20 protein-coding genes are annotated in these 25,183 nt (G+C 64.1%); 11 read left to right on the top strand and 9 right to left on the bottom strand.

The window, feature by feature from the left end; genetic code table 11:
- Positions 1 to 11: 11 nt before the first annotated feature.
- The 4 genes from IM737_RS07965 to IM737_RS07980 all read right to left on the bottom strand — a co-directional run bounded on the left by IM737_RS07965 (position 12) and on the right by IM737_RS07980 (position 9,771).
- A complete protein-coding gene (locus IM737_RS07965; protein ID WP_236899386.1) occupies positions 12 to 4,346 on the bottom strand; it encodes a translocation/assembly module TamB domain-containing protein in 4,335 nt (1,444 codons plus the stop codon).
- Positions 4,346 to 6,199: an autotransporter assembly complex protein TamA gene (locus IM737_RS07970; protein ID WP_236899387.1), complete on the bottom strand. Its 1,854-nt coding sequence runs from the start codon at positions 6,197 to 6,199 to the stop codon at positions 4,346 to 4,348. Before IM737_RS07970 ends, IM737_RS07965 begins: the two co-directional genes overlap by 1 nt.
- A 420-nt stretch (positions 6,200 to 6,619) precedes the next feature.
- Positions 6,620 to 8,569: a MacB family efflux pump subunit gene (locus tag IM737_RS07975; RefSeq protein ID WP_236899388.1), complete on the bottom strand. Its 1,950-nt coding sequence runs from the start codon at positions 8,567 to 8,569 to the stop codon at positions 6,620 to 6,622.
- A gap of 2 nt (positions 8,570 to 8,571) precedes the next feature.
- Positions 8,572 to 9,771 carry an efflux RND transporter periplasmic adaptor subunit gene (locus tag IM737_RS07980; RefSeq protein ID WP_236899389.1) on the bottom strand — a complete coding sequence of 400 codons (1,200 nt, stop codon included), beginning with the start codon at positions 9,769 to 9,771 and terminating at the stop codon, positions 8,572 to 8,574.
- 139 nt (positions 9,772 to 9,910) lie between these two features.
- On the opposite strand from IM737_RS07980, the gene IM737_RS07985 reads away from it, so the two are divergent.
- The 6 genes from IM737_RS07985 (at position 9,911) to IM737_RS08010 (ending at position 15,452) form a co-directional block, all read left to right on the top strand.
- Positions 9,911 to 10,108: a hypothetical protein gene (locus IM737_RS07985; protein WP_236899390.1), complete on the top strand. Its 198-nt coding sequence runs from the start codon at positions 9,911 to 9,913 to the stop codon at positions 10,106 to 10,108.
- A gap of 64 nt (positions 10,109 to 10,172) precedes the next feature.
- Positions 10,173 to 10,946, top strand: coding sequence for an SDR family NAD(P)-dependent oxidoreductase (locus IM737_RS07990; RefSeq protein ID WP_236899391.1), 774 nt, complete (start codon positions 10,173 to 10,175; stop codon positions 10,944 to 10,946).
- A 57-nt stretch (positions 10,947 to 11,003) separates the two neighbouring features.
- Complete coding sequence (locus IM737_RS07995; RefSeq protein ID WP_236899392.1) at positions 11,004 to 13,256, top strand: sensor histidine kinase; 2,253 nt, start codon at positions 11,004 to 11,006, stop codon at positions 13,254 to 13,256.
- Entirely contained in the window at positions 13,253 to 13,906 is a 654-nt protein-coding gene (locus IM737_RS08000) for a LuxR C-terminal-related transcriptional regulator (RefSeq protein WP_236899393.1), read from the top strand. The genes IM737_RS07995 and IM737_RS08000 overlap by 4 nt, the downstream gene beginning before the upstream one ends.
- Positions 13,907 to 13,917: 11 nt before the next feature.
- Positions 13,918 to 14,586: a hypothetical protein gene (locus IM737_RS08005; RefSeq protein WP_236899394.1), complete on the top strand. Its 669-nt coding sequence runs from the start codon at positions 13,918 to 13,920 to the stop codon at positions 14,584 to 14,586.
- Complete coding sequence (locus tag IM737_RS08010) at positions 14,586 to 15,452, top strand: hypothetical protein (protein ID WP_236899395.1); 867 nt, start codon at positions 14,586 to 14,588, stop codon at positions 15,450 to 15,452. Before IM737_RS08005 ends, IM737_RS08010 begins: the two co-directional genes overlap by 1 nt.
- A gap of 68 nt (positions 15,453 to 15,520) precedes the next feature.
- Here the strand turns inward: IM737_RS08010 and IM737_RS08015 are convergent, their stop codons facing one another.
- Positions 15,521 to 16,561, bottom strand: a complete 1,041-nt coding sequence (locus IM737_RS08015; RefSeq protein ID WP_236899396.1) for an Ldh family oxidoreductase — start codon at positions 16,559 to 16,561, stop codon at positions 15,521 to 15,523.
- Positions 16,562 to 16,702: 141 nt separating this feature from the next.
- Here IM737_RS08015 and IM737_RS08020 point away from each other — a divergent pair, with 141 nt between their 5' ends.
- From IM737_RS08020 to IM737_RS08035, 4 genes are all read left to right on the top strand, one after another.
- Positions 16,703 to 17,596 carry an aromatic ring-hydroxylating dioxygenase subunit alpha gene (locus tag IM737_RS08020; protein ID WP_236899397.1) on the top strand — a complete coding sequence of 298 codons (894 nt, stop codon included), beginning with the start codon at positions 16,703 to 16,705 and terminating at the stop codon, positions 17,594 to 17,596.
- A gap of 87 nt (positions 17,597 to 17,683) precedes the next feature.
- Positions 17,684 to 19,384 carry a Rieske 2Fe-2S domain-containing protein gene (locus IM737_RS08025; RefSeq protein WP_236899398.1) on the top strand — a complete coding sequence of 567 codons (1,701 nt, stop codon included), beginning with the start codon at positions 17,684 to 17,686 and terminating at the stop codon, positions 19,382 to 19,384.
- A 169-nt stretch (positions 19,385 to 19,553) separates the two neighbouring features.
- Positions 19,554 to 20,201, top strand: coding sequence for a glutathione S-transferase family protein (locus tag IM737_RS08030; protein WP_236899399.1), 648 nt, complete (start codon positions 19,554 to 19,556; stop codon positions 20,199 to 20,201).
- A 62-nt stretch (positions 20,202 to 20,263) separates the two neighbouring features.
- Positions 20,264 to 20,749 carry a hypothetical protein gene (locus IM737_RS08035; RefSeq protein WP_236899400.1) on the top strand — a complete coding sequence of 162 codons (486 nt, stop codon included), beginning with the start codon at positions 20,264 to 20,266 and terminating at the stop codon, positions 20,747 to 20,749.
- 4 nt (positions 20,750 to 20,753) lie between these two features.
- On the opposite strand, the gene IM737_RS08040 is transcribed toward IM737_RS08035, so the two are convergent.
- The 3 genes from IM737_RS08040 to epmA all read right to left on the bottom strand — a co-directional run bounded on the left by IM737_RS08040 (position 20,754) and on the right by epmA (position 24,173).
- On the bottom strand, positions 20,754 to 21,761 hold the full coding sequence (locus tag IM737_RS08040) for a hypothetical protein (RefSeq protein WP_236899401.1): 1,008 nt from the start codon (positions 21,759 to 21,761) through the stop codon (positions 20,754 to 20,756).
- 179 nt (positions 21,762 to 21,940) lie between these two features.
- Positions 21,941 to 22,978, bottom strand: coding sequence for a lysine-2,3-aminomutase-like protein (locus IM737_RS08045; RefSeq protein ID WP_236899402.1), 1,038 nt, complete (start codon positions 22,976 to 22,978; stop codon positions 21,941 to 21,943).
- A 133-nt stretch (positions 22,979 to 23,111) separates the two neighbouring features.
- Positions 23,112 to 24,173 (bottom strand): EF-P lysine aminoacylase EpmA, encoded by a 1,062-nt coding sequence (gene epmA, locus IM737_RS08050; protein WP_236899403.1) that lies wholly within the window; start codon positions 24,171 to 24,173, stop codon positions 23,112 to 23,114.
- 138 nt (positions 24,174 to 24,311) lie between these two features.
- On the opposite strand from epmA, the gene efp reads away from it, so the two are divergent.
- On the top strand, positions 24,312 to 24,881 hold the full coding sequence (gene efp / locus IM737_RS08055) for an elongation factor P (protein WP_236899404.1): 570 nt from the start codon (positions 24,312 to 24,314) through the stop codon (positions 24,879 to 24,881).
- A gap of 45 nt (positions 24,882 to 24,926) precedes the next feature.
- Here the strand turns inward: efp and IM737_RS08060 are convergent, their stop codons facing one another.
- On the bottom strand, positions 24,927 to 25,148 hold the full coding sequence (locus IM737_RS08060; RefSeq protein ID WP_236899405.1) for a DUF2934 domain-containing protein: 222 nt from the start codon (positions 25,146 to 25,148) through the stop codon (positions 24,927 to 24,929).
- Positions 25,149 to 25,183: the final 35 nt, after the last annotated feature.

Genomic DNA, 25,183 nt, shown 5'->3' on the forward strand with positions numbered 1-25,183 from the left:
GCCCCGCGCCTTTAGTAGTCCCGCTCGTAAAACACGCCCAGGCTTGAATTCCCGTCCTGCCCGGCCGCGCCCGTGACCTTGAGATCGTCAGTCACATCGAGATTGATCGTCACCTTGCTCTGCCCGCCGGCGCCGGCCTGCACGCCCAGATAGACATTGTCCTGGATATAGGTCCCAGCCTGCACCGCGACATTGCCCTGGTCGTCGGTGACGATGTCGAGATCGTCCAGCCCTGCCGCGCCGCGCAGGCTGTCCACCAGCCCGTTACCGCCGCCACCGACCAGCTCGGCGGCAGCACCCGCCAGCTTGGCCAGCTGCAGCGGCGATAGCTCGCCCATCGATTTCTTGAAGATCAGCCGGCTCAGGACCTCGTCCTGCGGCAGCATTGGCGCCGACGTGAAACTCACGTCGATATCCGACGCCCGGCCCGACACCGTCACAAACACCGTGATGCCCTCGCCCTCGGTGCGCGCCACGAAGTTCAGGAACGGGTCGAGATCGCCCACTAGCGTCACGGTGCCGCTTTCAAAGGTCACTCGCTGCCCCAGGATCGCCAGCCGCCCGCGATTGAGCGAGAAGCCGCCCACCGGCTGGATATTGCCGATCGGCCCGGTTAGCCGCACTGACCCGCCAACCTCTGCATCGAGCCCGCGGCCACGGATGAATATCTGGTTCGGCGCGTTCACATTGATATCGAGCAGCAACCCGGCGGACCGCGTCTGCGGCACCGGCGCCCCGGATTCGTCGATCCGCGCCCGCGCCAGCGTCTGCTCCACTGCGGGGGGCGTCCTAATATGCTCGACGTCGATCAACTCCGCCCCGCCGCCAAAATTCTCCGGCACGGTGATATTGGCTTCCTCGACCAGCACATTGCCGCTGAGCAGCGGCGAGCCAGTCAGATTGCCGGTCAGCGCCAGATTACCCGACACCGTCGCGACGAATAGGTTGCCATCGGCATAGCGCGCCGAGTTGAGCGCCACCTGCACATTGGCCGGAATGCCGCCACTGAGGCCCACGGTGCCCGAAGCCGAAACCGAGCCACCAGTAGCCAGGTTGGCTGAAAGGCTGTCGATGACCAGATTGCTGCCATTGAGACTCGCCGAACCAGTGATCGCCTGAAGCCGCAGATTGAGTTCCGGATCGATATAGCCTGCGCCGCTGGTCGACACGCGTCCGCCAAACTGCGGACTACTGATGCTACCGCTGACGCGGGCATCAAGGTTCACCGTGCCGCTCAGCTGGCCGCCGCGATCGCTGACAAACCGGTTACCCAGCGCCAGCGGCGCCGATCCTGTCACCGCCACATTGAGACCGCTACCGGCAAGTGGTACCGTGCCCGACCCACGCAGCGTCAGCCCGCCCGACCCGTTGGCCGTCATCTCCGCCAGCGTCACCGTGCCATTGCGATAGCTGCCGCTGGCATTGACACCCAGCGGCGCAATCCCGAGTTCGTCGATCGCCCGCGCATTGATGCCCTGCGCCTGCGCCGTAAACGTTACCTGCGGATCGCTGCCCGTACCCGATATCGTCGCCTGCCCGCTCAAAGTCCCCGCCAGGCCCAGCTCTGGCGCCACGGCATTGGCGATCGACAGCGGCAAGGCATTGATATCGAGCGCGATGTTGAGCGCCTCGCCCGCTGACCCGCCAGCCGTTATCGAGCCCGAGCCCACATCGAAGCGCACGGCATCCAGGGCCACGTTCGAACCCGCCACCTGCAACACCGTCGGCTGCGCCAACCGCGCCGACAACTGGCCCTGCACCAGTTGCGCACGATCGAGTGCCAGGCGGTAGCCGTCATCCACCGGCGTCAGCGAGCCGGCCACATCCACATCAGTTCCAGTCGCCAGGGCGGCCTGGGCATCGAACACCGTCGTGGTGCCGCTCTGGGTTGCCCGCGCCGACAGCGTCCGGATGTCCACGCCCGCTGCAGCCACATTGGTCGCGTTCACCGACCCGTCGACAACAGGCACACCGAACAGATCGCTGATCGTGGCGCTGATGTCGGCTGCGCCAACCCTGATATCGTTCACCGCCAGCCCGCTGACGTCGCCACGCACACTGGCGCTCTGCGTCGCGCCATCCGGCGCCAGCGTCACCTCGGCATTAACAGCACCTTCGGCCTCCAGTAATGTCAGGGCCGCCGGCACCGACACATCTGGCGAGACCACCGTGAGATTGCCGTTGATCAGGCCAGTCAGCAACGTCCGCGTTAGCCCGCCCGTCACCCGCGTCCCGGCCGCCTGGAAGTCGATATCGACCAGAGCCTGTTCGCTCGGCGTGACGCTCACATCCACCGCCAGCGTCGTCCGGAACCCGTCCAGCGCCGCCGCACCGCTGATATTACCGTCGAGCCGATCGACATCGTACCGGCCATCGAAGCTGATCATCGCCTCGCGCAGTGAACGGCCAGCCAGCTCACCGACCGGCACCGTCGCATCGAGATCAAGGTCGACCACATTGTCGGCGCCCTTGGCCGTCCCGACCACCTTGAGCGCACCGCTGGCCTCGTCGGACAGCAGCGCCAGATCGCTCAGGTCGAGGTTGAAGGTGAAATCGGCCAGCGCATTGGAGTAGGTGCCATCGGCCAGCACCTGCAGCTGTTGGTTCTCGATGCGGAAATCGTCCGCCGTTAGCCCATTGGCGTCGCGTGCCACACGACCGTTGAGCGCCACGGTGCCCGCCAGCAGCCCGTCGGCCACCTCATCATCGATGCTGAGATTGGTCCCGGTCCCGTCCAGCGTCAGGTCGAACCCGCCCGTCAGCGGCATGATCGAGCCCGTCGCGCTGAGCGTCAGCCTGCCATCGAGGTCGCGCCCGGCAACGCCAGAGAATGGCGAAATGCTCGAGGTCTCAAGCCCGATATTGCCGTTGAAATCGAGGCCGTCCAACTGCCCGGACAGCGCTGCGGTCAGTGCCTGCCCCACCACGCGCAGTTCGGCCAGTTGTACTGGCTTGCCGGCCTCGTAAAGCCCGGCAATACCGATGCCGATTTCATCACCCAGCGCCGCTTTCACCTCTTCCGCAGCGGTAATGCCGCTGATGGCGCCATCGCCATTGAAGGTCAGCATGCGCGCCGCGGGATCGTCGAGCGCAGTAGCGACGCCACCCAGCGTCAGGGCGATCGTCTCGGCCGCCAGTCCGGGCTGTTCGAAGCCGACGACATCGACATTTGCCGACCATGCCTTGCCCGTATTGGGTTCGGTTGCCGCGACCGGGCCGCCAAAGTCGACCGTCACCTGCGCCGAACCCACCTTGGTGGCGCTACCGGCCACCGGCAGGATCACCTGCCCACCTGCGGGATCGTTGACTACGGCGTTGAGATTGAGCTGGCTGAGGAAATTGTCTGCCGTCGTCTCGGCCGAAGCCTCGAGCGACAGTTGGCCACCGCTGAGCCTGAGCCCGCTGATCGACAGCCCGCCTGCTGATCGCACCAGCGCATTGGCCGTCAGCGACGTTTCCGCGCCGAAGAACGGCCGATAGGGTTCGGCGATCAGCGTCGACAATGGCCCGCGCAGATCGGCGGCGACCGCGAAGCCCTCCGCCTGCTGCTGGATCGTCGCGACACCGCTCAGTGCCGTCTGTTGATTGGCCTGCAGCACCAGCTCGGTCCGCAGGTCGGCCACCGGCCCCTGCCCGGTCAGGCTCAGCGTCACCGCCGGGCGGTTCTCGATATTGAGCAGGTTGGCGATCACGCCATTCTCGGGCTCCACCAGCGACAGGCCGAGATCGACGGCGTTGTCGGCCTTGGTATAGGCGACGTCGAGATCGAGCGTACCACCCGGCCCATCAAGCCTGATGATGTCGAGATTAGTGGTGAGGTTGCCACCTTCGAGCTGGAAGGCGCCGGCCAACGAAATCTCCGAACCCAGCCCAAACACATTCTCGCCGAATGTCACCTTGGGGACGGCAAGCTCCTGCAGCACGATGGCCACCGGAAACTCGGGGATCGCCAAGCCACCGGCTTCAGGCGCCGGCAGATCGACCGCAGCCTCGGCAGGCACCGCATTGCGGATATAGTCGATCGAATCGGCCTTGATCGACCTGACGTCCAGCTTGCCGAGGAACAGGGCCGCCTGGTTCCAGCTGAGCTGCGCATTGTTGACGCGCAGCCACACGCCTTCGGTGTCCGAAATGGTAATCTCGCGCACCGACACATCCGAGCCGAGCACACCGTCAATGTTGCTGAGCCGGATCTGCCGTTCCGGCGTCGATAGCCGGTCCTGCACGAAGTTGGTCAGCCAGTCCTTCTGCTCTTCATTGCTCATTGTGAGCACGTCCTGCGCCACGATCGCGGCGGGAACGGCGAGGCCACCAGCAACAAGGGCGATGACAAGGAAACGCCGCATCAGAATGCCTGCCCGATGCCAACATAGATGGCGTAGTCCGGATCGCCTGCCTTCTTGTTGAGCGGCAGCGCCACGTCCAGCCGCAACGGCCCCAACCCGGTATAGTAGCGCAAGCCCACACCGGCGCCGATGCGCAGGTCGTCGAGCCCGGGGAAGGTATCTGCGGCTACGTAGCCGCCGTCGACAAAGCCAACCACGCCAATGCTCTCGGTCACCTTGACCCGCGCTTCGAGCGAGGCTTCGAGCAGATAGCGCCCACCGGTTACATTGCCCATGCCGTCATCGACACCAATGGACTTATAGGCATAGCCGCGCACCGAGCCGCCACCGCCGGCAAAGAACAGCTTGTCCGGCGGAATCTCCGCCAGGCTCGGGCCGATCAGTGCCCCGGCCTTGACCCTCGCGGCCAGCACGAACGGATCGTCCTCGCCAAAGCCGAAATAGGTGCGGCCCTCGACGGTGATCCGTCCGCCGGCATTGCCATAGCTGAACTCGTAGAACGGCTCGATATCGCCCTGCAGGTACCAGCCCGATGTCGCGTCGACCTTGTCGTCGCGGAAATCCAGCGTCGCCCCGGCATAGAGCCCGGCCGTGGCAAAGTCGCGCGTCCCGAACGTATCGTCGAACCGGTTGCGCTCGAATGTGGCGCCACCTTCAAACGTGATCTGGTCGGAGAAGAAATGGGTCAGCCCCAGCTTTCCGGCGGCCGAAGTCTCGGTATAGTTCGGATAGACCGTCCGCTCGGCCGATATCGCGGCGACCAGGTCGGTATCGGGGGTAAACACGCCCGGCTTGGTAAAGGTGCCGCCGAAGAAATAGTCGAACTGCGCCGTGTCGAGCGGCCAGGCAATGCTGGCCACGCGCGCATCGAGCCGCAATCGCTCGGCCTGACCGAACAGATTGCGCCAGAGGTGATAGGCCTCAAGCCCCAGGCCATCCACCGTCGAATAGGTGGCGCCAAAGCCGAAGCGCGCGCCGGGCAGCTCCTGCACGATCAGATCATAGGGCAGGAGCCCGTCCGTGCCGATGAATTCGGCCGCTTCCAGCCGCGCCGCGCGGAACACTTCGAGCCGATCGAGCCGCTTCTGCGCCAGCGCCAGCTCATCGGGATCATATTCTTCACCCGGAGTCAGTCCGGTCTGTCGCCGCACAAATTCGGGGTCCATGCGTTCGGTGCCAGTGACGGTGACGTCGCCAAACGCCGCCTTCACGCCCGGATTGACCGTGAGGGTCACATCCACCGTATTGGTCGCGTGATCGGCCACCACATCGCGACCCACGATCGCAGCCTTGGCATAGCCAAGCTGTCGCCAGGCCTCCAGCGACAGCGTTTCAGCGGCCAGAATCACGCTGGATTTGGCAATCTCGCCGGAGCCGAAGCCGCGCAGAGCCGGCGGCTCGACATAGTCGAACGGGTCATTGGTCAGCGGCGCCTGGTTGACGATGGTGACTGAGCTGAAGCGGAACAGCGGACCCGGATCGACCACGATGGCCACATCCACCGGATCGGGCAGGTTGACGTCAGGCGCCAGGTTGGCCGCCTCCACCCCGCCAACACGAATGCTCACCGTCCCGCCATAATAGCCTTCGTTGTAGAGGGCCGCGACGATGCGCCGGTAGTCGCCGCGCGCCTTGGCGAGCAGCCCCGCCGCGCCCGAGGCCGGCTCGGCCTCATCGGCCACCAGCGACGATGCATTGCGCACCACGCTATCCAGCGCGCCGGTCGCATTGACCACGACCGTCATGACGTAGGGCTGCGGATCGGCGATGACGGCGTCGGCATCCGCCGCGCTCTGATCCTCGAACAGCTTGAGGCCAAAAATTTCAAACGCGGAAACGGGCGCGGCGACCATGCTGGCCGCAACGCACAAGGCGCAAATACTCGATACCAGACGCGCTGTATGCAGTGGACCAATCCCGCCCGTTACGCTTCAACCACTTAGGCAGAAGCATAGTTTGCCCCTACGGCGCGAAGATTCCGTTAATCATCCCGCCGGACTGCGCTGACGCTGCACGCCTGCCCAACAGGCGTTCACTTCATGGCGAGTTTAGGGCTACCAGGAGGCAGTGAACACCCTTGGGACGAATTTGCTCCAAATTGCAGGGAAGATCGTGGCCGATGGGGCACAGGTTGCCACGCCCTCGTGGTTCGAGGCTCGCGAAGAGCTCGCACCTCACCATGAGGGCTACTACTAGATCGATGCAAGAACAGCCCTCATGGTGAGGTGCGCTTCTTCGGCGCCTCGAACCACGAGGGCGTGGCACAGGTGACTCTACTCCCGCGCCAGTGCGTCCACCGGATCCAGCCTTGCTGCCGACCGCGCCGGCATGAACCCGAACACCACCCCGATCAAACTCGCCGAGGCAATCGCAAGCACGATCGATTCCGCCGAATACGAAACCTTCGCCCCTGCCACCAAGGCTGTCAGCAGACTCCCCAGCCCAAAGCTCAGCGCTACCCCAGCCGCCCCGCCGACGAAGCACACCAGCACCGCTTCGATCAGAAACTGCCGCAGGATATCCCCACGCCTGGCTCCCACCGCCATGCGGATGCCGATCTCCTTGGTTCGCTCCGACACACTCACCAGCATGATATTCATCACCCCGATGCCGCCCACCACCAGCGAGATGACAGCGATCGTCGAAATCAGCAGCGTCAGCGTTGCGGCCGTCGATTCGATCGTATCGCGAATGGTCGCGGTGTTCTGCAGGAAGAAGTCCGTCTTGCCGCCATGCAGCCGGGTGATGAGATCGGTGATCTCGGCTTCCGCCTGATCCATGTCGTAATCGTCGGCAACCCGCACTGCGATCGAACTAAGATACGATTGACCCAATATCCGGCTCATGGCCGTCGTGTAGGGCACATAGACATTGGCCGAAGTACCGCCGGGACCGAAGCCGGTGACATTGTCGACCACGCCGATCACCCGCACCGGTACCTTGTCGAGCAGGATGACCTGCCCTATCGGATCCTCGCCATTGACGAAGAAGGCATCCCGCGCCGTGACGTCGATGACCGCTTCCTGCGTTCGCTCGCTGACGCTGGTCGCATTGAAGCCCAACCCGGCATTGAACGTCCGTCCATTGACCTGGAAGTAGCCCTCGCCAACCCCGGTCACCGTCGCGTTGGACGAGGTACTGCGGAACCGCACGGTCTCGTTGCTCGATACCTGCGGCGAAACGCTGTCGGCATAGGCCTGCAGGCCCACCGCATCGGCATCGCTTGGCAACAAGGTCTCGATCCGCGCCGAGCGCCGGTCGCCAAACCCGGTTCCCGGATAGACATTGATCGTGTTGGTGCCGATCGAGGCGATATTGGCCAGCACCGTCTCCTGGCTACCTTGACCCAGCGCCACCACGCTCACCACCGACGCGATACCGATGATGATGCCGAGCATGGTGAGAAACGTCCGCAGCTTGTGCGCGACCATGGCCCGCAGTGCCATGCGCAGGGCCTCGAGCCCGCGATCAAAGCCTTCTCGCCAGCGCGCGATCTTGCGGATCGTCTCCTTGACCCGATCGACCCGCGTATCCTCGCCCGTTCGGCGATCGGCGATGATCACACCGTCCGAAATCTCAATCACCCGCTCGGTCTGCGCCGCAATCAGCGGATCATGCGTCACGATGATGATCGTATGCCCATCCCGATGCAGTTCGCCCAGCAGCGCCATCAACTCCTTGCCGCTGCGCGAATCCAGCGCGCCGGTCGGTTCGTCCGCCAGGATCACCTCGCCGCCATTCATTAGCGCCCGCGCCACACTGACGCGCTGTTGCTGGCCACCCGAAAGCGCATTGGGCCGATGCGTCAGCCGCTCGCCCAGCCCCAGCCGCGTCAGCAGGTCGATCGCCCGCTTGCGCCGCGCCGCGCCGTCCACCCCGGCGTAGATCGCCGGCATCTCCACATTTTCGACCGCGTCAAGATCGGGCAGCAGCTGATAGCGCTGGAAGATGAAGCCGAAATGCTCGCGCCGCAGCTCGGCCAGCGCATCCGGCGCCAGCTTGCCCACGTCCTTGCCGGCAAACTCATAGGTGCCGCCGCTTGGACGGTCGAGGCAGCCAAGGATATTCATCAGCGTCGACTTGCCGGAACCGGACTGGCCAATTATGGCCACCAGCTCACCCCGGTGGATGTCGAGGTCGACATCCTTCAGCACGGTCACGGCCTCCGCACCGGTCTGAAACTGCCGCGTCAGCCCGCGGAGCGAAATAATCGGATCGGTCATGGTCAGCCGCCACCGCCGCGCGGTCCGCCCATCATCATCATGCCGCCACCCGGGCCGCCGATGCCGGGCGTCTGCCCGGTCCGGACGACCGTGGACGTGCCCGAAACCACCTGCTCACCCTCATCGAGCCCGCTCTTGATTTCAGCCATGACATTGTTGTTGAGGCCCACTTCGATCCGACGCGGCGCAACCTGCTCGGTCTGTGGGTCGAAGACCGGCACCATCACATTGCCCTGGGGGTCCTTTCGCGTCACCAGCCCCGAGGGCAGCGTCAGCGCATTCTCGACCTCAGCAAGCACGATCGTCACTTGCGCCGTCATCGAGATGCGCAGCTTGTGTTCCGGATTGGGTACGTCGAACAGCCCGTTGTAATAGACCGCGCTGTCGGTGCTTGCCGTATCCGAACTGATCGAGGTCGGGGCCGGCTCCACCTCACGCAGCGTCGCGTCGATCTGCACGTCAGGCTCACCCAGAATGGTGAAATAGACCCGCTGTCCCGCCTGCACCCGCACGACATCGGCTTCCGAGATTTCGGCCTTGATCACCATCGTATCGAGGTCCGCGATCTTGACGATGGTCGGGATGGTCTGGCTGGCGCTGACCGTCTGTCCAACCTCGACCAGCAGCGCCACGATCGTTCCATCGCTTGGCGCCACGATCTTCGTGCGCGCTAGGTTCAGCTCTGCCGATTCTACGCTGAGTTCCGATTGCGCGATCTGCGCGTCGAGCTGGTCGATCTGCGCCGCCGCAGAATCCACCGCGGCCTGCGCCGTTTCGAGATCGGTCTGCGACACCAGGCTATTGGCACTGAGCTGCTGGTTGCGATCCAGCGCCGCCTGCGCCTTGACCAGCGTCGCCGCCTGGCTGCGCTTCTGCGCCTCAATCCCGGCAAGCACCGCCTGCGCCGTCTTGAGGGCATTCTCCTGGTCGAGGCTGTCCAGCTCGGCGATCAGGTCGCCCTTCTTGACATCCTGCCCCAGCGCCACATGCACCGCCTCGATGCGCCCGCTGACTTCAGCGCCTACGCTCACCAGCGAATTGGCCTCCAGCACGCCGGAGGCTAGCACGGTCTGTTCGATGCTGCCACGCCCCACTGCGACCGTCGTCGGCACGGTGGCCGCCTGTGAGGTCGCGATGAAAAACCACCAGGCGGCGAACCCGCCGCCCGCCAGCACCACCACAACCGCCAGCCATTTCGCCAAGCTTTTCACCCAGGTTGACCCCACACTACATTCGCAAGCCCAATCGTACCTTTTTCGGGCCACAGCTTCACGTTAGGAGTTGTTAAGCCACCTTACGCTTTGGAAAGGTCGCGGGGACCAACCGACCTTGGAGTGCCGCATGGCCAAGCTGACCGCAATGGACGTCCTCGAAATCGCCTTCTGCGTGCTTGGCGGCATTATCGGAGCCGGCTTTGCCGGCACCCTAGGCTACTTCATTTTCGCCGTTCCCGGCGCCATCGTGCTCGGCCTGATCGGGCTCATTCTCGGCTTCATCTGCACCCGAGCAGGCGCAGACTGGATGTCCCTGTTTCCATAGACCGTTGACGCTCCTGCCGCCGTCAGTCCACTTTGCAACCCTCCCGACCATCAGGACCACCCGCATGTACCAGCTGCTCGATCCCAGCCGCTTCGTTGTCTTCATCACCGGCGCCACCTCCGGATTCGGCGCCGCTGCGGCACGCCGCTATGTCGCCGCCGGCGGCAAGGTGATCGCAACCGGCCGCCGCTGGGATCGCCTGGTCGAGCTGCAGGCCGAACTCGGCGCCGAAAACTGCCACATCATTGAGCTCGATGTGCGCGACCGCGCCGCACTGGAGCGCGCCATATCAGCCATTCCCGTGCCCTTCGACGCCATCAACATCGTCCTCGCCAATGCCGGCCTGGCCCTCGGCCTCCAGCCCGCCGCCGAGACAGATCTCGACGACTGGCAGACCATGATCGACACCAATGTGTCAGGCCTGACCTACACCGTCCGTCTGCTGCTGCCCGGCCTCATCGCCCGCGGTGGCGGCCATATCGTCACCCTGGGCTCGGTGGCCGGCGAATATGCCTATCCCGGCGGCTCGGTCTATGCCGCCACCAAGGCCTATGTGAAGCATTTCGCCCTGGCCATCCGCTCTGACCTGCAGGGCAAGAATGTCCGCGTCACCAATATCGAACCGGGCCTCACTGAAACCGAATTCTCGCTCGTCCGCTTCAAGGGCGACGACGCCAAGGCCGCCAAGCCCTACGAGGGCGTCAAGGCCATGAATGCCGACGACATTGCCGAGTCCATCTTCTGGGCCACGACTTTGCCGGCGCATGTCAACGTCAACAAGATCGAGTTGATGGCCAGCAACCAGGCCATCGGCCCATTCGATATCCACCGCGGTTAGTAAGACTAAAATAACTATAGTATTGCGGCGCAGGATTTTTGCCCATTCTATGCCTTCATGAAGTACAGCCCCGCCACGCCCAACCTGCTGCTCGTCGCCGTCACCCTGCTCTGCGTGCTGGTGTTTGTCGTGGTGGCGGGTTTCGCGAGCACGATGCCCCGCTTGGGCATCAAGCTGACGGCTGGCCCCGAGAATGCCGGCGTCTTCGTGACCGCCATCGATCCGGCATCTGCCTTCGAACCGGGCATTGAGCTCTACTCCGAACTCCTGGCCATCGGCAACGCACCACCACCTGGCCCTCGCCCCGAAAACTGGTTCGAGCCCCTCAGGCTAGAGGCGGGAGATCTCATTCCCGAGCCAGACAGCCTTGAGACCTATCCTGGTCTCCTGACTTTCTTTGACCGCCAGAACGGGCTCTCCCGCATGCTGAGCCATGACAGCGTCGAGCTGCACCTGCGCAGCTCGACGACGTTGCAAACCTATACCGCCATTGGCCATCCCGATGGCCTGCCGCTCTGGCGCCTGCCCGATGGCTTCTGGGTCCAGTTGCTGACCGGTATCGCCGGTATGCTGATCGCCGGCTGGGTCTGGGCCCTTCGTCCGCGCAGCGCCGGTCCCATTCTCTTCGCGCTGACGGCCATCGGCCTCCTCGCGGCAACATCGACCTCCGCCATCTATGCCAACCGCGAACTCGCCATCGACGCCACGGCATTCGCTAGCATGATCGGCATCAACCACGCCGGCGTCCTGCTGTTCGGGCTTGCCATGGTCGGCCTGCTGCTCAGCTATCCCCGCCCACTGGTCCGCTCGGCCTGGTTCTGGCTTATCCCCGTTCTCGTGGCGGTCTATCTTGCCATAGACATCGCCCATATCGGCCTGGGTCCGTCCCAGCTCTACATCTTCGTCGCCGCAGCCATGCTCGGCATCATTGCCGCCGTCATCATGCAATGGTGGGCAACACGCCGCAGCCCCTCCGATCGCGCTGCCCTTGGCTGGCTCGGCCTGTCGGTCATCGCCGGTTGCGGCGCCTTCACGGTGCTTGGCGCCGCGCCAGTACTGTTCGGCACGCCATCAGGCATTCCCCAGAGCCACGTCACCGGCGTGCTGGTCATCATCTATGCTGGCCTCGCCCTCGGCGTCAGCCGCTATCGCCTGTTCGAGCTTGGCGACTGGTCCTATCGCATCCTGTTCTACACCGTTGGCGCCATCCTCCTGCTGATCATCGACGCCACGCTGATCTACGTCCTCAACCTTGAGGCGGCACCCGCGCTGGGCGTCTCGCTGATCTTCGTCAGCTTCGCCTACCTGCCGGCGCGCGACTGGATCTGGCGCCGCCTCACCGCCCGCCGCAGGGTGGAGCAGGACGAGTTGTTCTCGGCGGCGCTGGACATCGCCTTCGCCCCGTCGCCGTCAGCCAGCGCCCAGCTCTGGCGCGCCCTGATGCAGCGCCTGTTCGACCCCCTCGAAATTGAGGAGACCACCGACGCCACAAAGCTGCCATCCGCCACCGAAGACGGCCTCTCCATGCAACTGCCCGCCGTTGCCGGCGCCCCACCTTTGCGCCTCACCTACCTCTTTGCCGGCCGCGGCCTGTTCTCGCCGACCCATCTCAAGCTCGCCACCAATCTCGTCTCGCTCACCGAGCGTGCCGACGAGGGCCGGGCCGCCTATATGCGCGGCGTGGGCGAGGAGCGCCGGCGCATGGCGCGGGACCTGCACGACGATGTCGGCGCCCGCCTGCTCACCGGCCTCCACACCGCCGACGAGCATACCCGCCCTACGCTCCAGGCCGCCCTGTCCGATATCCGCGCCATCGTCAGTGGTCTTTCCGGCGACGAAGCCAGCCTCGACCGCGTCCTTGCCGAAACCCGCCACGAAGCCGCCCGCCGCCTGGAGGCTGCCGATATCGTTCTCGACTGGCCGCTGCTCGAAACCGAGGCCGAAGCCATCCAGCTCGATTACCGCCTGCACAAGGCACTGACCTCCTCGGTCCGCGAAATCGTCTCCAATGCCATCCGCCACTCCGGCGCCAGCCGCCTGGCCGTCACGCCCACACTGTCGCCGGGCCATCTCGCCCTTGGCTTTACCGACAATGGCAAGGGCCTGCCGTCCGCCGCTCTCGCCGGCGAAACGGCCGGTTTCGGCCTGCGCAACCTGCGCCACCGAATCGAGGATATCGGCGGGCACCTGACCCTGAGCAGCACCTCCGCAGGCACCACCATCACCCTCGATATTCCGCTGGTCCTGGCGCCCCACACCCCGGAACCGGGGGTGTTAACATCAGCCGATGCGCTTAACTCAACCGCATGAGCGTCGAACCCGCCACCCGCCTATGCCTGTTGATCGAAGACCAGCCTCGCACCCGCGACTGGATGCTCGGCGTTCTCGCCGCGGCCTTTCCCGGCCTCCGCATCGAGACGGCAAACACGGTCAAGTCTGCCCAGGCCTGGCTCGACCGGCATGGTACGGAGCTGTGGCTGGCCATAGTCGATATCGGCCTGCCCGATGGCTCGGGCATCGACATCATCAGCCGCCTGCAGCGCGACCTGCCCGAAGTCCTGCCTGTTGTGGCGACCATCTACGACGACGATGCCCATCTGTTCGAAGCCATCGCGGCCGGCGCCCGCGGCTACATCCTCAAGGACGAAGAGGCCGACCTCCTCGTCAACTATCTCCGCCGCATCGAGCGCGGCGAGCCGCCGTTGTCGCCCTCGATCGCCCATCGAATGCTGAGCCATTTCCGTGCCCCGGCCGTGGTCCACGACGACGCCGGCCTTAGCCCGCGCGAGACCGAAGTGCTGACCCTCCTCGCTCGCGGCATGACCGTCTCCGAGGCCGCGTCGCGCCTGGCTCTCCAGCCGCAGACGGTGGCGTCCTACGTCAAGGTCATCTACCAAAAGCTCTGCGTCACCAGCCGCGCCGAGGCCACCCGCGAGGCGGTCCGCCGCGGCCTTGCCTGAAGGACAAGCTTATGAAGCGATCCGCCTTGCTTCTCGCCGCGACCCTGCCGCTGTTCGCTGTCGCTACCCACGCCGCTGAGTCTGTCGATCTTGGCGATATCGCCACCACCTGCCTTGAGAGCCCGCTGGACAATTGCACGGTGCATACAGCCGGCTTCCTCAATGTCGCTGATTTCGGCGAAGTCGACGGCTCGCCTTTCATAGCCTGGCAGACGCAGTTCGGTTCGACCGATCTCGATGGCGTCATCGGCGGCTTCGTCCTGTTCGAGCATACGCCGGAGGGCTGGTCTGTGCTCAGCAAGGGCTTCGACGGCTTCTTCGAGCCGCCCAGCCTCAACGACGACAACCTGCTGCATATTGCCGGCTATGGGCAGGGCACTGGTGCCTTCAATACTGACCGGCTTTTCCAGCGCGGCGATGCTGGCTGGCAAGCCATCGAAATGGATCAGTGGTTCACTGACGTGGTTCCCATGCTGCCCGCCGGCCTCGGCATCTGGAAGGGCGTCGACTACGACTTCAGCAATCCCTATGCCGGCTATGTCGCCAATACCGGGCTCTGGCGCGACGACGACGCCAATTGCTGCGCGACTGGCGGCAGCGCCGTCATCACCCTCTCCATCCGCGACAACGCCCTCGCCGTCGAAGGCGTGCGCTACACGCCGCCGGCCAAGTCCAAATAATGCCTGCTGCCGCCGAGATTCTGCTGCGTCTCGTCGGCATCCTCTACCTGCTCGCCGGCGCCGCCCTTATGCGGCATCTGGTGATGGACCACATTCTCGATCAGGCTCTGTCAGGCCTTACCCTCAAGCCGATCCCCATCAGGGATCGAATCCGCCGCTGGCTATTGGGATCAACGAGCATCGCCCTCGGCATGGGCGGTGCGGCGCTGATGGTCCTCAACATCTGGGCCGTCCCACTTTTCCTCTTCGTCGCCGCCGATCAGACCATCTTCTTCCTCTGGGCCCGCAAAGCGTTCCCACCCGAAGCAGCAGCGACTGGCAGCCGAAAAGGCCTCAATGCCAGCCTGTTCTATGGTGGCGTCACCGTTCTGGTTTGCTGGCTTGGCTGGGCCGGCCACCTCCATCCGTGGCTCGACCCGCTGGCACTGTTTGTTCCCCTGGCCGCCATTGCCATCCTCTTCGGCATCGGACGCCACTTCTTCTGGCGGGCCCGCCGCGTCGATGCTTGGGATGTGCCCGAACCACCGCCACCCGACCCGCTTGCTCGGCCCCGCGCCGTGGCGCTCGCTCCCGCCTGGGGCGGTCGCCTGCTGGTCGATGCGGACCGCGACGACTGGCTGGACTACGACCTTTTCGTGCCGCCCGAACTGAGCGCCCGCATCTATCTCTGGGGCGAGGTCTTCCACGCCGGCGACGACGAAGACTCCAGGGAATTCTGGGCCCAGTTCTCTGACAAGGACCACGAAGCGGCCCATCGAATGGAGGGCAAAGCCATCGTCGCCGAACTCAAGCTGATCTTCGGGGAAGACGAGACGTTCGGGCCGAATTATCCCGACGATGTCAGGTACCACCGGGAAACTCACTAAACGCAGCCCGGGCACCGGCCCGGCCTCCCTTTCCCTTGTGGGGAAGGGGACGACTGGAAGTCTCGGAACTACAGCCCCAGAAACCACTCCGTATGCGGGTCAACAGGCACACCCTCGGCCTGACGCCGTGCCACCTCTTCCCACTCCCGATCCCCCGGCGCCATCACCCGCTCCGCTCCCGGCCGCACCGCCGCGCCGCGTAGACTGGCCAGGTAGCGCGTTATCATCATCCCGAACATCTCGCGCCCGACAAACTTGTCCGGATCGATCACCAGCACGAAATGCCCCATATTGCGCGGCGTCGAGATATCGCCATCGGCCCCGCCATACATCGGGATGAAGTCGCCATCGAGTGTCGTCCCGGTCAGCAGCGCCGAGAACAGCGTCGCCACACCCGCCAGAGCCGCACCCTTGTAGCCATAATCCGCCCCGCCCAACGGCAACAGCATCTCGACCGTTGTGGGATCGGTCACCGGCTGCCCATCCTTGTCCGCCGCGACCCCAGGCGGCAATTCCATCCCAAGAGACCGATGCAGTAGCACCCGGTTCATCGGGATCGATGACGTCGCCATATCCAGCAGCCAAGGCCGGCTGCCCGGCACCGGCGCGGAAAACGCCAGCGGATTGGTGCCATGAAACTTCGACGCCCCATCGAACAGGGCGACCATAGAATCGGTATTGGTCGTGGCGAATGTCACGAAACCCTGCTCCGCCCCTGCAAGCGCGTAGGCTCCCGCCGCCCCCAGATGCGACGAGTGTGCAATCCCCACCGCCCCCACACCGGCCGTCCGCGCCAGTTCGATCCCCACCTCGACCGCCTTATAGGCAGCGTAGTGTCCCAGCCCATCGTCCCCATCGACCATCGCCGACCCGGCGGCACGGACATCCACCTTGAGTTCGGGATTTTTGTTGAGCCGACCTCCAGCCAGCATGGTGCAATAGTGCTCGGTCAGCCGCACCCCGTGGCTGTCCACCCCCACCAGTGACGCATGCATCATCGCCCGCGTCGCGGCACCCAGCGAAGCCTCACTGGCCCCCGCATCGCGCAATGCGGCCGCCACCTTCTGCTCCAATACTCCCGCCGGAAACCGCTTCGCCGAACTATCCAACGCACATCCCCTCAAGCCGTTCTGTACACCAGGTCAGTGCCGGACCTTAGCATCATGCCGCCACAGCATAACGCCTCCACCAACTTTCCTCTTTCCCCGATGATTTAGCGGACTATGCTCACCCCAACAGTTGAGAACATCATGTCCGCCATCGACCCCATCACCCGCGACCTCTGGCAGGTCATCGCTGCCACCGATGAAATCCCCGTCGGCGTCGTCGAAACCACCCTCCTGCTTGATACCAGGCTCGCCCTGACCCGCGACGCCGATGGCCTCCCCGTCGTATGGCTCCGCACCGACGAGGAACAGGGCGACGAGATCGACCCCGACACAATCCTCGACCGCCTGCCGGTCAAGACTGGCTACGGCTACATCTGGACCAGCCTCGGCAATCCGCCGGCCGATCTCTTCCCCATCCCCGAATATGCCGAAGCCGACCGCGTCAACATGAGCTGCGGCTCCATCGGCATTCACGTCTCGGCCCCTCGCGCCGTCGAGAACTTCCTCGACATGGGCCACTTCCCCTATGTCCACACCGATATCCTGGGTGCCGAGCCGCATACCGAGGTCAAGGAATACGACGTCGAGGTCTCCGAGGAGCGCGACGAAGTCCTCGCCACACGCTGCAAATTCTTCCAGCCGCGTGCTGCGCTTTCGGCCACCGAGGGCATGGAAGTCGAATATGTCTACCGCGTCCCCCATCCCTTCTGCTCGGTGCTCTACAAATCCTCGCCCGAGGCACCCGACCGCCGCGACGTCATCGCCATCTTCCTCCAGCCCATGACCGAGGAACGCTGCCGCGCCCATCTGCTGCAGTCGATGATCGACAGTACCTCCACCATCACCGACCTGCGCCGTTTCCAGCAGACCATTTTTGGCCAGGACAAGCCCATCCTCGAAAACCAGTTCCCCAAGCGCCTGCCTCTCGACCCGCGCTCGGAAACCCCGATTCGCGCCGACAAATCCGCCATCGCCTACCGGAGATGGCTGAGCCAGAAGGGCATCACCTACGGGGTCATTCCCGTCGCGAGCTGAACCAATGCCGCGGACCTCGTACGCCAAGGCCCGCTGATACCGACCTCATCCGATCGTGGCGCGATCCAATACTCCTCGGATGACTGCATGACGCTCTCGCTTTCAGACCCCACCTGGTACCCCATCGCCAGCTCGGAAGATCTTCCCTTCCGCCACGTCTACCAGGGCCAGTTGCTCGGTCGCGAACTCGCCGTCTGGCGGGCCGACGACGGCAACGTCAATGTCTGGGAAAACCGGTGCCTTCATCGCGGCGTGCGCCTTTCCATCGGCATCAACGAAGGCGGCGAGCTCAAGTGCCAGTATCACGGCTGGCGCTATGCCAACCGCTCCGCCGGCTGCACCTATATCCCGGCCCACCCCGCTGATGCCCCGGCCCGCCGCATCGAAAACCGCACCTACCCCGTGCGCGAGGCCTACGGTCTGATCTGGTCCGCCGCCAATGACGACCAGCCCTTCCGCCCCTTCGCCGGCGCCGAGGGCTACGACTGGTTCCCGCTCCGCCCCATGCCCGTCAACGCCGCCCCCGAGGATGTCCTCGCCGCCATCGCCCGCCTCGCTCCAGACGATCAGCCGGCCGACATCCTGCCCGGCCTCGCCATCCGCTTTGGCGGCACCTACTATTTCGTCCAGCCCGTCGATGCCAGCCGCGCCGTCATCCGTGGCCTGCTGTCGACCCAGCCCGACCTGGCCACGCTGCGCAGCAACAACGAAACCCTAAGCAAACTCCGCGACCGCCTCGAACGATTAGCCGCCAGGAAGCCAGCCCCCACCCCGCTCCAGCCCGCCTTCGACAAGGTCTCGGCCGATCTCGCCACCATGCCCGATATCGCCATTCCGCGCGGCAACACCATCACCGTGGTGGTCAAGCGCAAATGGACCAGCGCCGATGGCGTCATCGGCTTCGAACTGGCCGCCAGGGATGGCCACCTGCCCACTTTCCAGCCCGGCGCCCATATCGACGTGCACCTGCCCAATGGCATGACGCGCCAGTATTCGCTCACCAACGGCCCGGGCGAGCTGATGAGCTACATCATCGGCGTCAAGCAGGAGAGCGCCTCCAAGGGCGGCTCAAAGGTCCTGGTCGAAACCGTGCGCGAGGGCGACCTGCTCTCCATCTCCGAGCCCCGCAACAACTTTCCGCTCAGGCGTGACGCTGTCAGGTCAGTGCTCATCGCCGGCGGCATCGGCATCACGCCGCTTCTGTCGATGGCCCGCTTCCTCGACAAATCCAGCCTCCCGTACGAGCTGCACTATTTCACCCGTGCCGGTGAACAGGTCGCCTTCCGCGGCGACCTCGAAGCCCTGCACGGCAAGGTCATCCTCCATACCGGCCTGCCCCGCGCCCAGATCGGCACCACCATCGCCACGACGCTCGGCCAATGGTCCTTCGCCCAGCACGTCTATGTCTGCGGCCCCGCGGCCATGCTCGAAACCGTGCGCGACACCGCCGCCGCCCAGGGCTGGCCGGAAGAGTCGATCCACTACGAGTATTTCAAGAACGACAAGGTCATCGACGACAGCTCGGCCTTCGACGTCGAACTCGCCCGCTCTGCCATGACGCTCCATATCCCTTCGGGCAAGACCATCCTTGAAGTCATGCGCGAAGCCGGCCTGACCGTCCCCAGTTCCTGCGAACAGGGCGCCTGCGGCACCTGCCTCACCAGGGTGATGGAAGGCGAGGTCGACCACCAGGACGTCTATCTCAACAAGTCCGAGAAAGTGTCGAACAGCTGCATGATGACGTGTGTGAGCCGGGCGAAGTCGGCCAGACTGGTGCTGGATATATGATGATGAGCGCTTTCACGAACGGATCAGTCGACACCCTCCCCTTCTGTGGAGAGGGTCAGGGAGGGGGGTGGCACCGATATCGGGGCTCCCTTCACCCCCTCCCAACCTCCCCCATCGAGGGGGAGGTGCCGTGCGGTGGACGTAACCAAATCGAGGATGAGACCACCCCATGATCACCCTCTACGACTTCGAGCTGTCGGGTAACTGCTACAAGCTCCGCCTGCTGATGAGCATCCTCAAGCTCCGCTGCGACATCATCCCGGTCGATTTCTATCCGGGCCGCCAGCACAAGGCCGACTGGTTCCTGCGCCTCAATCCCTTCGGCCAGCTCCCCGTGCTCAAGGACGACGAGCTGATCCTATCGGATTCCGGCGCCATCCTCGCCTATCTAGCGAAGACATACGACGAGACCGGCCTCTGGTTCCCCGACGATCCGGCCGTGACATCAGAAGTCCTGCGCTGGCACGCCGTCGCCGATGACATCACCTCAACAGCTTCCGCCGCGCGCCTGGCTCTCGGCTTCTTCTACGATTTCGATATCGAGAAGGCCCAGAAGGGCGCCCACCGCATCTTCCGTCTGATGGACGAGCACCTGTGGTTCGGCGAGAAGATGGGCCGTGACTGGCTGTGCTCGCCCGCGCACCCGACGACGGCGGACATCGCCTGTTTCCCCTATGTCATGCTGAGCGAGGAAGGCGGCATTGGGCGCCAGGACTACCCCGCCCTCCGCCGCTGGACCGACCGCGTCCGCCGCATCCCAGGATTCGTCGTGATGTCGGGTATATTCCCGGCGGGTCGGGCGCTGGAGCAGGCTTAGCGCCTGTACATCCCTCGTTCATCTGGCGAGCCCTAATCTTCTCCCATTACAGGAGGAGGCCCGTGGGCAGTCTCTTCGCCGCCGAAAAATACATCCAGCTCTACGCCACCGGCCCGCGCGCCGTCGTGTCATTCATGCTCTGCGCGCTCATTGCCCTCGTCATCCTGCTCCCCACGATCGGCGAACCCAACCACCTCGGCGGCTTCATCGCGGGGCTCTTCTATGCGGCCTGGATTGGCCTCCTGTCCCAGTTGCCCAAGCTGATCGACCGCCACATCGTCAAGCGCATCTACTGCATCGGCGATACCCTGCATGTCGATCTGCGCAGCTTTCCGGGCTTTCCGCGCGGCTTCACATGCCCGCTTCGCGATGCGTACGCATGGCAGCGCATTCAGAAATGGCGCGGCGCGCTGCTCGTCTTCCACTACCAGGGCAAACGCTACGTCGCGCCCCTGACTGCTGACGACAATGTCGACGCCTATGCCCTGTCAGAAGCCTATGCCGAACTCGCCTTGACCTTCGGCATCAAACGCCCCGCGATAGCCTGACACCTTAGGACTTGATCTTGCTCGGCTGCACCGTCTTCCAGCTCATATAGTCGCTCGCCGTACAGCCATAGGGCGCATTGCTGTCGCCGAAGCGCGCCTCGAGCTGAGTGCACCCCCACAGGTTGATCGCCTCGGGCATGATGTTGTTGATCTCCATACCCACCGAGTCGAACGCGTCAGGCCCGCTGGTGACGTAGTAGAGCCAATACCCCACCGCGCCGATCAGCATCAGCAGCAGAACGCCCAAGCCACCCAGGACACCGCGCCAGATATTGGGGCCGCCCTTGCCCTTGCTTTCGACCACCTCGGGCGCTCTCTGCTGCGCATCGAGCGTGGCATAGACAGCGTCGCGCTCCCGCTCCGTCAGGTCGATCCGTTCCAGGGCGCGATCGAGCAGCACCGGGACATTGCAATGTTCCGACACCACCGCGACGCCGACCGTCCTGCCATCCGAGCTCACCGCCATCAGCGGTTCCTGCCCGCGGCCAAGCCGTGTCCGCGTCGTCCGGCGCGACTTGGGTCCCTTGTTGTGGTCGACATAGCTGACATAGCCGTTGCGCTGCTCGATCACCTCCACCGGCACCACTGTGAGCCGACCAGGCGTGGCGACCGCACGATTGGCCGCCATTGCTTTGAGCCCCGCCACGATCATGCCGATCGTACCGCCGCCAAACAGCAGCATTAACAGTGCGAAGACAATCAGCCGGTTCCACAGCATGTCGAGCCCCAGGCTGATCGTGGCCAGCTCAGGTTTGTCGCGCGACACCACCACCTCGACCTCATAGTCACCGCTGGAAAAATCGACAAAGGCCAATGACACGTCAGCCTCATAGGCTTGCCCGTTATAGTCGTAGACCAGGTGGGCCTCGCAGTCGGTCAGTCCGCGACGCGTCGAGCATTCGCCATCCAGCACCTGCCCATTGGGCAGATGCTGCGGGTTCTGGCTGATCTGCCAATCCCGCCACAGCCCCGGCCCTTGCCACCATGCACAGAAGCCGAACAGGGCGGACATGACCACCACCGTGAACAAAAACGCGGCCGGCAACGAGAATGGCTTGGGTGCAAGCTGGAGCGATCGATTGGGCAAAGTAAGATCAAGGGAAGACATCAGAACAGCTCTATCGAAAACAGGATAAGGGCAATCACAGGCATGTGACCGCCTTATCTAACGCTAGCCCAGCCCTGTCAAAATCAGATGTCGTGCTTGGGCGGATATGAGTGTTCACCACCCTGCCAGTCGCGCACGGTAAAGCACCCGTCGCCACCAACAATCGACGCCGCCCCGATATCGGCCTTGCCATGCCCACCAGGAATGTCCAGCACATAGGTCGGCTGCGCCAGGCCAGAAATACGTCCGCGCAGTGCCGTCACCAGTGCCTGCCCTTCCGCGATACCAACGCGGAAATGGCTGGTTCCCGGCGCCAGGTCGAGATGATGCAGGTAGTAGGGCTTCACCCGATTCTCGACGAAAGCCTTCATCAGCGCTGCCAGCGTTTCGACATCGTCATTGACGCCCCGGAGCAGCACTGATTGGCTGATCAGGGCAATCCCACCATCCACCAGTCGCCCGATCGCTGCGCGTGCATCCTGCGAGAATTCGCGCGGATGGTTGGCATGAACTGCCAGATAGGTCGTCTTGCCGCTGGCCTTCAGTGCCGCAATCATCGCCGCGTCGATCCGCTCCGGCTCCACCACAGGCACGCGGGTGTGAAACCGAACGATCTTGACGTGTTCGATGGCGGCCAGCCGCTCCATGAGCTCACGCAACCGCCTTGGCGACAGCACCAGCGGATCACCGCCTGTCAGGATAACTTCCCAGATTTTCGGATGCTCGGCGACATAGCCCACCGCCGCATCCAGTTCCGGTCCCGTCAGCGTCCCCAGCCCCTGCGGCCCCACCATTTCGCGGCGGAAGCAGAACCGGCAGTAGACCGGACACACATGCACCGCCTTGAGCAGCACCCGGTCCGGATAGCGATGGACGATCCCCTCCACCGGCGAATGCGTCAGGTCGCCGATCGGGTCGGCACGCTCGTCCGGGGTGGTGATCAGTTCGCGCGTGCTGGGCACAAATTGTCGGGCGATGGGGTCGGTCGGATCGTCGGCATCGATGAGCGCAGCCACGGCCGGCGTAATGCCGATGGCATATTTCGCGGCCACGGCATCAAGTCCCGTCGCATCCGCGACCAGACCAGCGTCTACTAAGTCCCTGGCGGTCTTTATGAGCACTAAGTCCCCCACCCACCGATCGTCACCCTCGGGCTTGACCCGAGGGCACTGCACTTAACAATCGTCAGGCAAGTATAGTGCCCTCGGGTCAAGCCCGAGGGTGACGGCTGATGGTGCGGTGACGAAAGAAGACTCATTCCGCCACCGGCGCCCATAGCACCGCCTCGATCCGCGGCGCCGCCGTCGCCAGCATCACCAGCCGGTCAAACCCCAGTGCCACCCCGCTCGCCTCCGGCATCAATGCCAGCGCCGCCAAAAAGTCCTCATCAACAGGATAGCGCTCGCCATAGAGGCGCTCCTTCTCCGCCATTTCCGCGGCAAACCGCCGCCGCTGCTCGCCGGCATCGGTCAGCTCGCCAAACCCGTTGGCCAGCTCCACGCCACAGGCATAGAGCTCGAAGCGCTCCGAAACCCGTCGATCATCCTCCGCGCGCCGCGCCAGCGCCGCCTCGGCCGCCGGATAGCGATCGAGCACTGTCACCCGGCCAATGCCGAGTTTGGGTTCCACCTTGTCGGTCAGGATCAGGCTGAACAGGTAACTCCAGCTCAGATCCTCCGGCACATGCATGCCAAGCGAAGCCATCTGCTCCGCCAGTGCCTCGCCGTCGGTTGCGCCTTCAGTATCCATCGTGGCCAGCAAGTCGATCCCGGCATAGCGCTGGAATGCCTCCACCACGCTCAGCCGCTCTGCCTCGGCAAATGGGTCACATTCCCTATCGCGGAACCGCAGCAGCTTGCTCCGCGCCGCCTCGGCCGCCAGCTTCAGCATGGCGAGGCAATCGCGAATGACTGCCTCGAACGGCTCGCCCGCCCGATACCATTCGAGCATGGTGAACTCAGGATGATGCAGCGCGCTACGCTCCCTGTTGCGCCAAACATGCTGCAGGCTGGCGATCCGTCGTTCGCCGGCCGCCAGCAGCTTCTTCATGGTGAATTCGGGCGAGGTATGCAGGTACATCGCCTGCCCTACCCCGTCATTGCCGATCATTTTCGTGCCGAATGCATGCAGGTGGGTCTCGTTGCCCGGTGAGCGCTGCAATCCGGGCGGATCGACCATCAGGAAGTCCCGCGCCGCGAGATATTCCCGTAATGCCGCCTCGATCCTTCCGCGTGCCAATAGGATCGGCCGCCGGTCGGCATGAACCGATGGGGTCCACCAGAGAGAGGCAGCATGCTGGAGGTCTTGCTTGCTCATGTGACCTTTATGATCTGGCGCATCGAGCGGGCTGGCGATTTTTGCTCAGATAGGGTAGTTGGCGCACCGAATAGCTATTTCGGCGCGCACGACGGCCCTGCCTCTACGACGCGCCCCTCGTTTGAACAAGGAAGAATAATGGTCAAGGTCATCGCCTCCTCGCTGCGAAAGGGCAATGTCGTCGAGCAGGACGGCAACCTCCACATCATCCTCACGGCTGAAAACGTCCATCCCGGCAAGGGCAACTCGATCACCAACGTCAACATGCGCCGCATGTCCGATGGGGTGAAGGTTGTCGGCCGCTGGCGCACCGTCGAGATGGTCGAGAAGGCCGATGTCGACGAGCGCGAGTATGACTATCTCTATTCCGATGGCGAGGGGCACCATTTCATGGAACCCGTCAGCTTCGAGCAGATCACCGTCTCCGAAGACGTCATCGGCGAGCAGAAGGCCTATCTCGTGGATGGCATGAAGGTCTACCTCAAGACCTTCGAAGGCAGTGCCGTCGCCATGGAATTGCCGCAGCGCCTCAGCTTCGAGATCGTCGAGACCGAGCCGGTCGTGAAGGGCCAAACGGCCTCCTCGTCCTACAAGCCGGCCGTGCTCAACAACGGCCTCAAGGTCATGGTCCCGCCCCATATCGGCGTCGGCACCCGCATCGTGATCCTGACCGAAGACAATTCCTACGTCGAACGCGCCAAGGACTGATCCGGCGCATTCAGCACAAACCAACGGGCCCATCTGGGCCCGTTTTCATTTCCCCTCGATTTCTCCCGCCGCGTCGCGCCAGTGCTCCTCGGCCCGATCCACCGGCGTGCCGTCGGCCAGCCATTTGTCATAGGCCATCTGCCGCAGCAACATGTCCTTGGCGCGCAGCCAATAATCGAACGACCGCCCGTCCGGCTGGCCATCCTGTTCCCACAGGAAATAGGCCGTTCGCCTGATGCTCTCGGCCACGTCAGAATTCTTCCGCATCCTGCCACCCGAAAATGGGCGCGAGCCGGAACTCG

It is taken from the genome of Devosia sp. SL43 (assembly GCF_021729885.1).
In the GTDB taxonomy this organism is placed as follows: Bacteria; Pseudomonadota; Alphaproteobacteria; order Rhizobiales; family Devosiaceae; genus Devosia.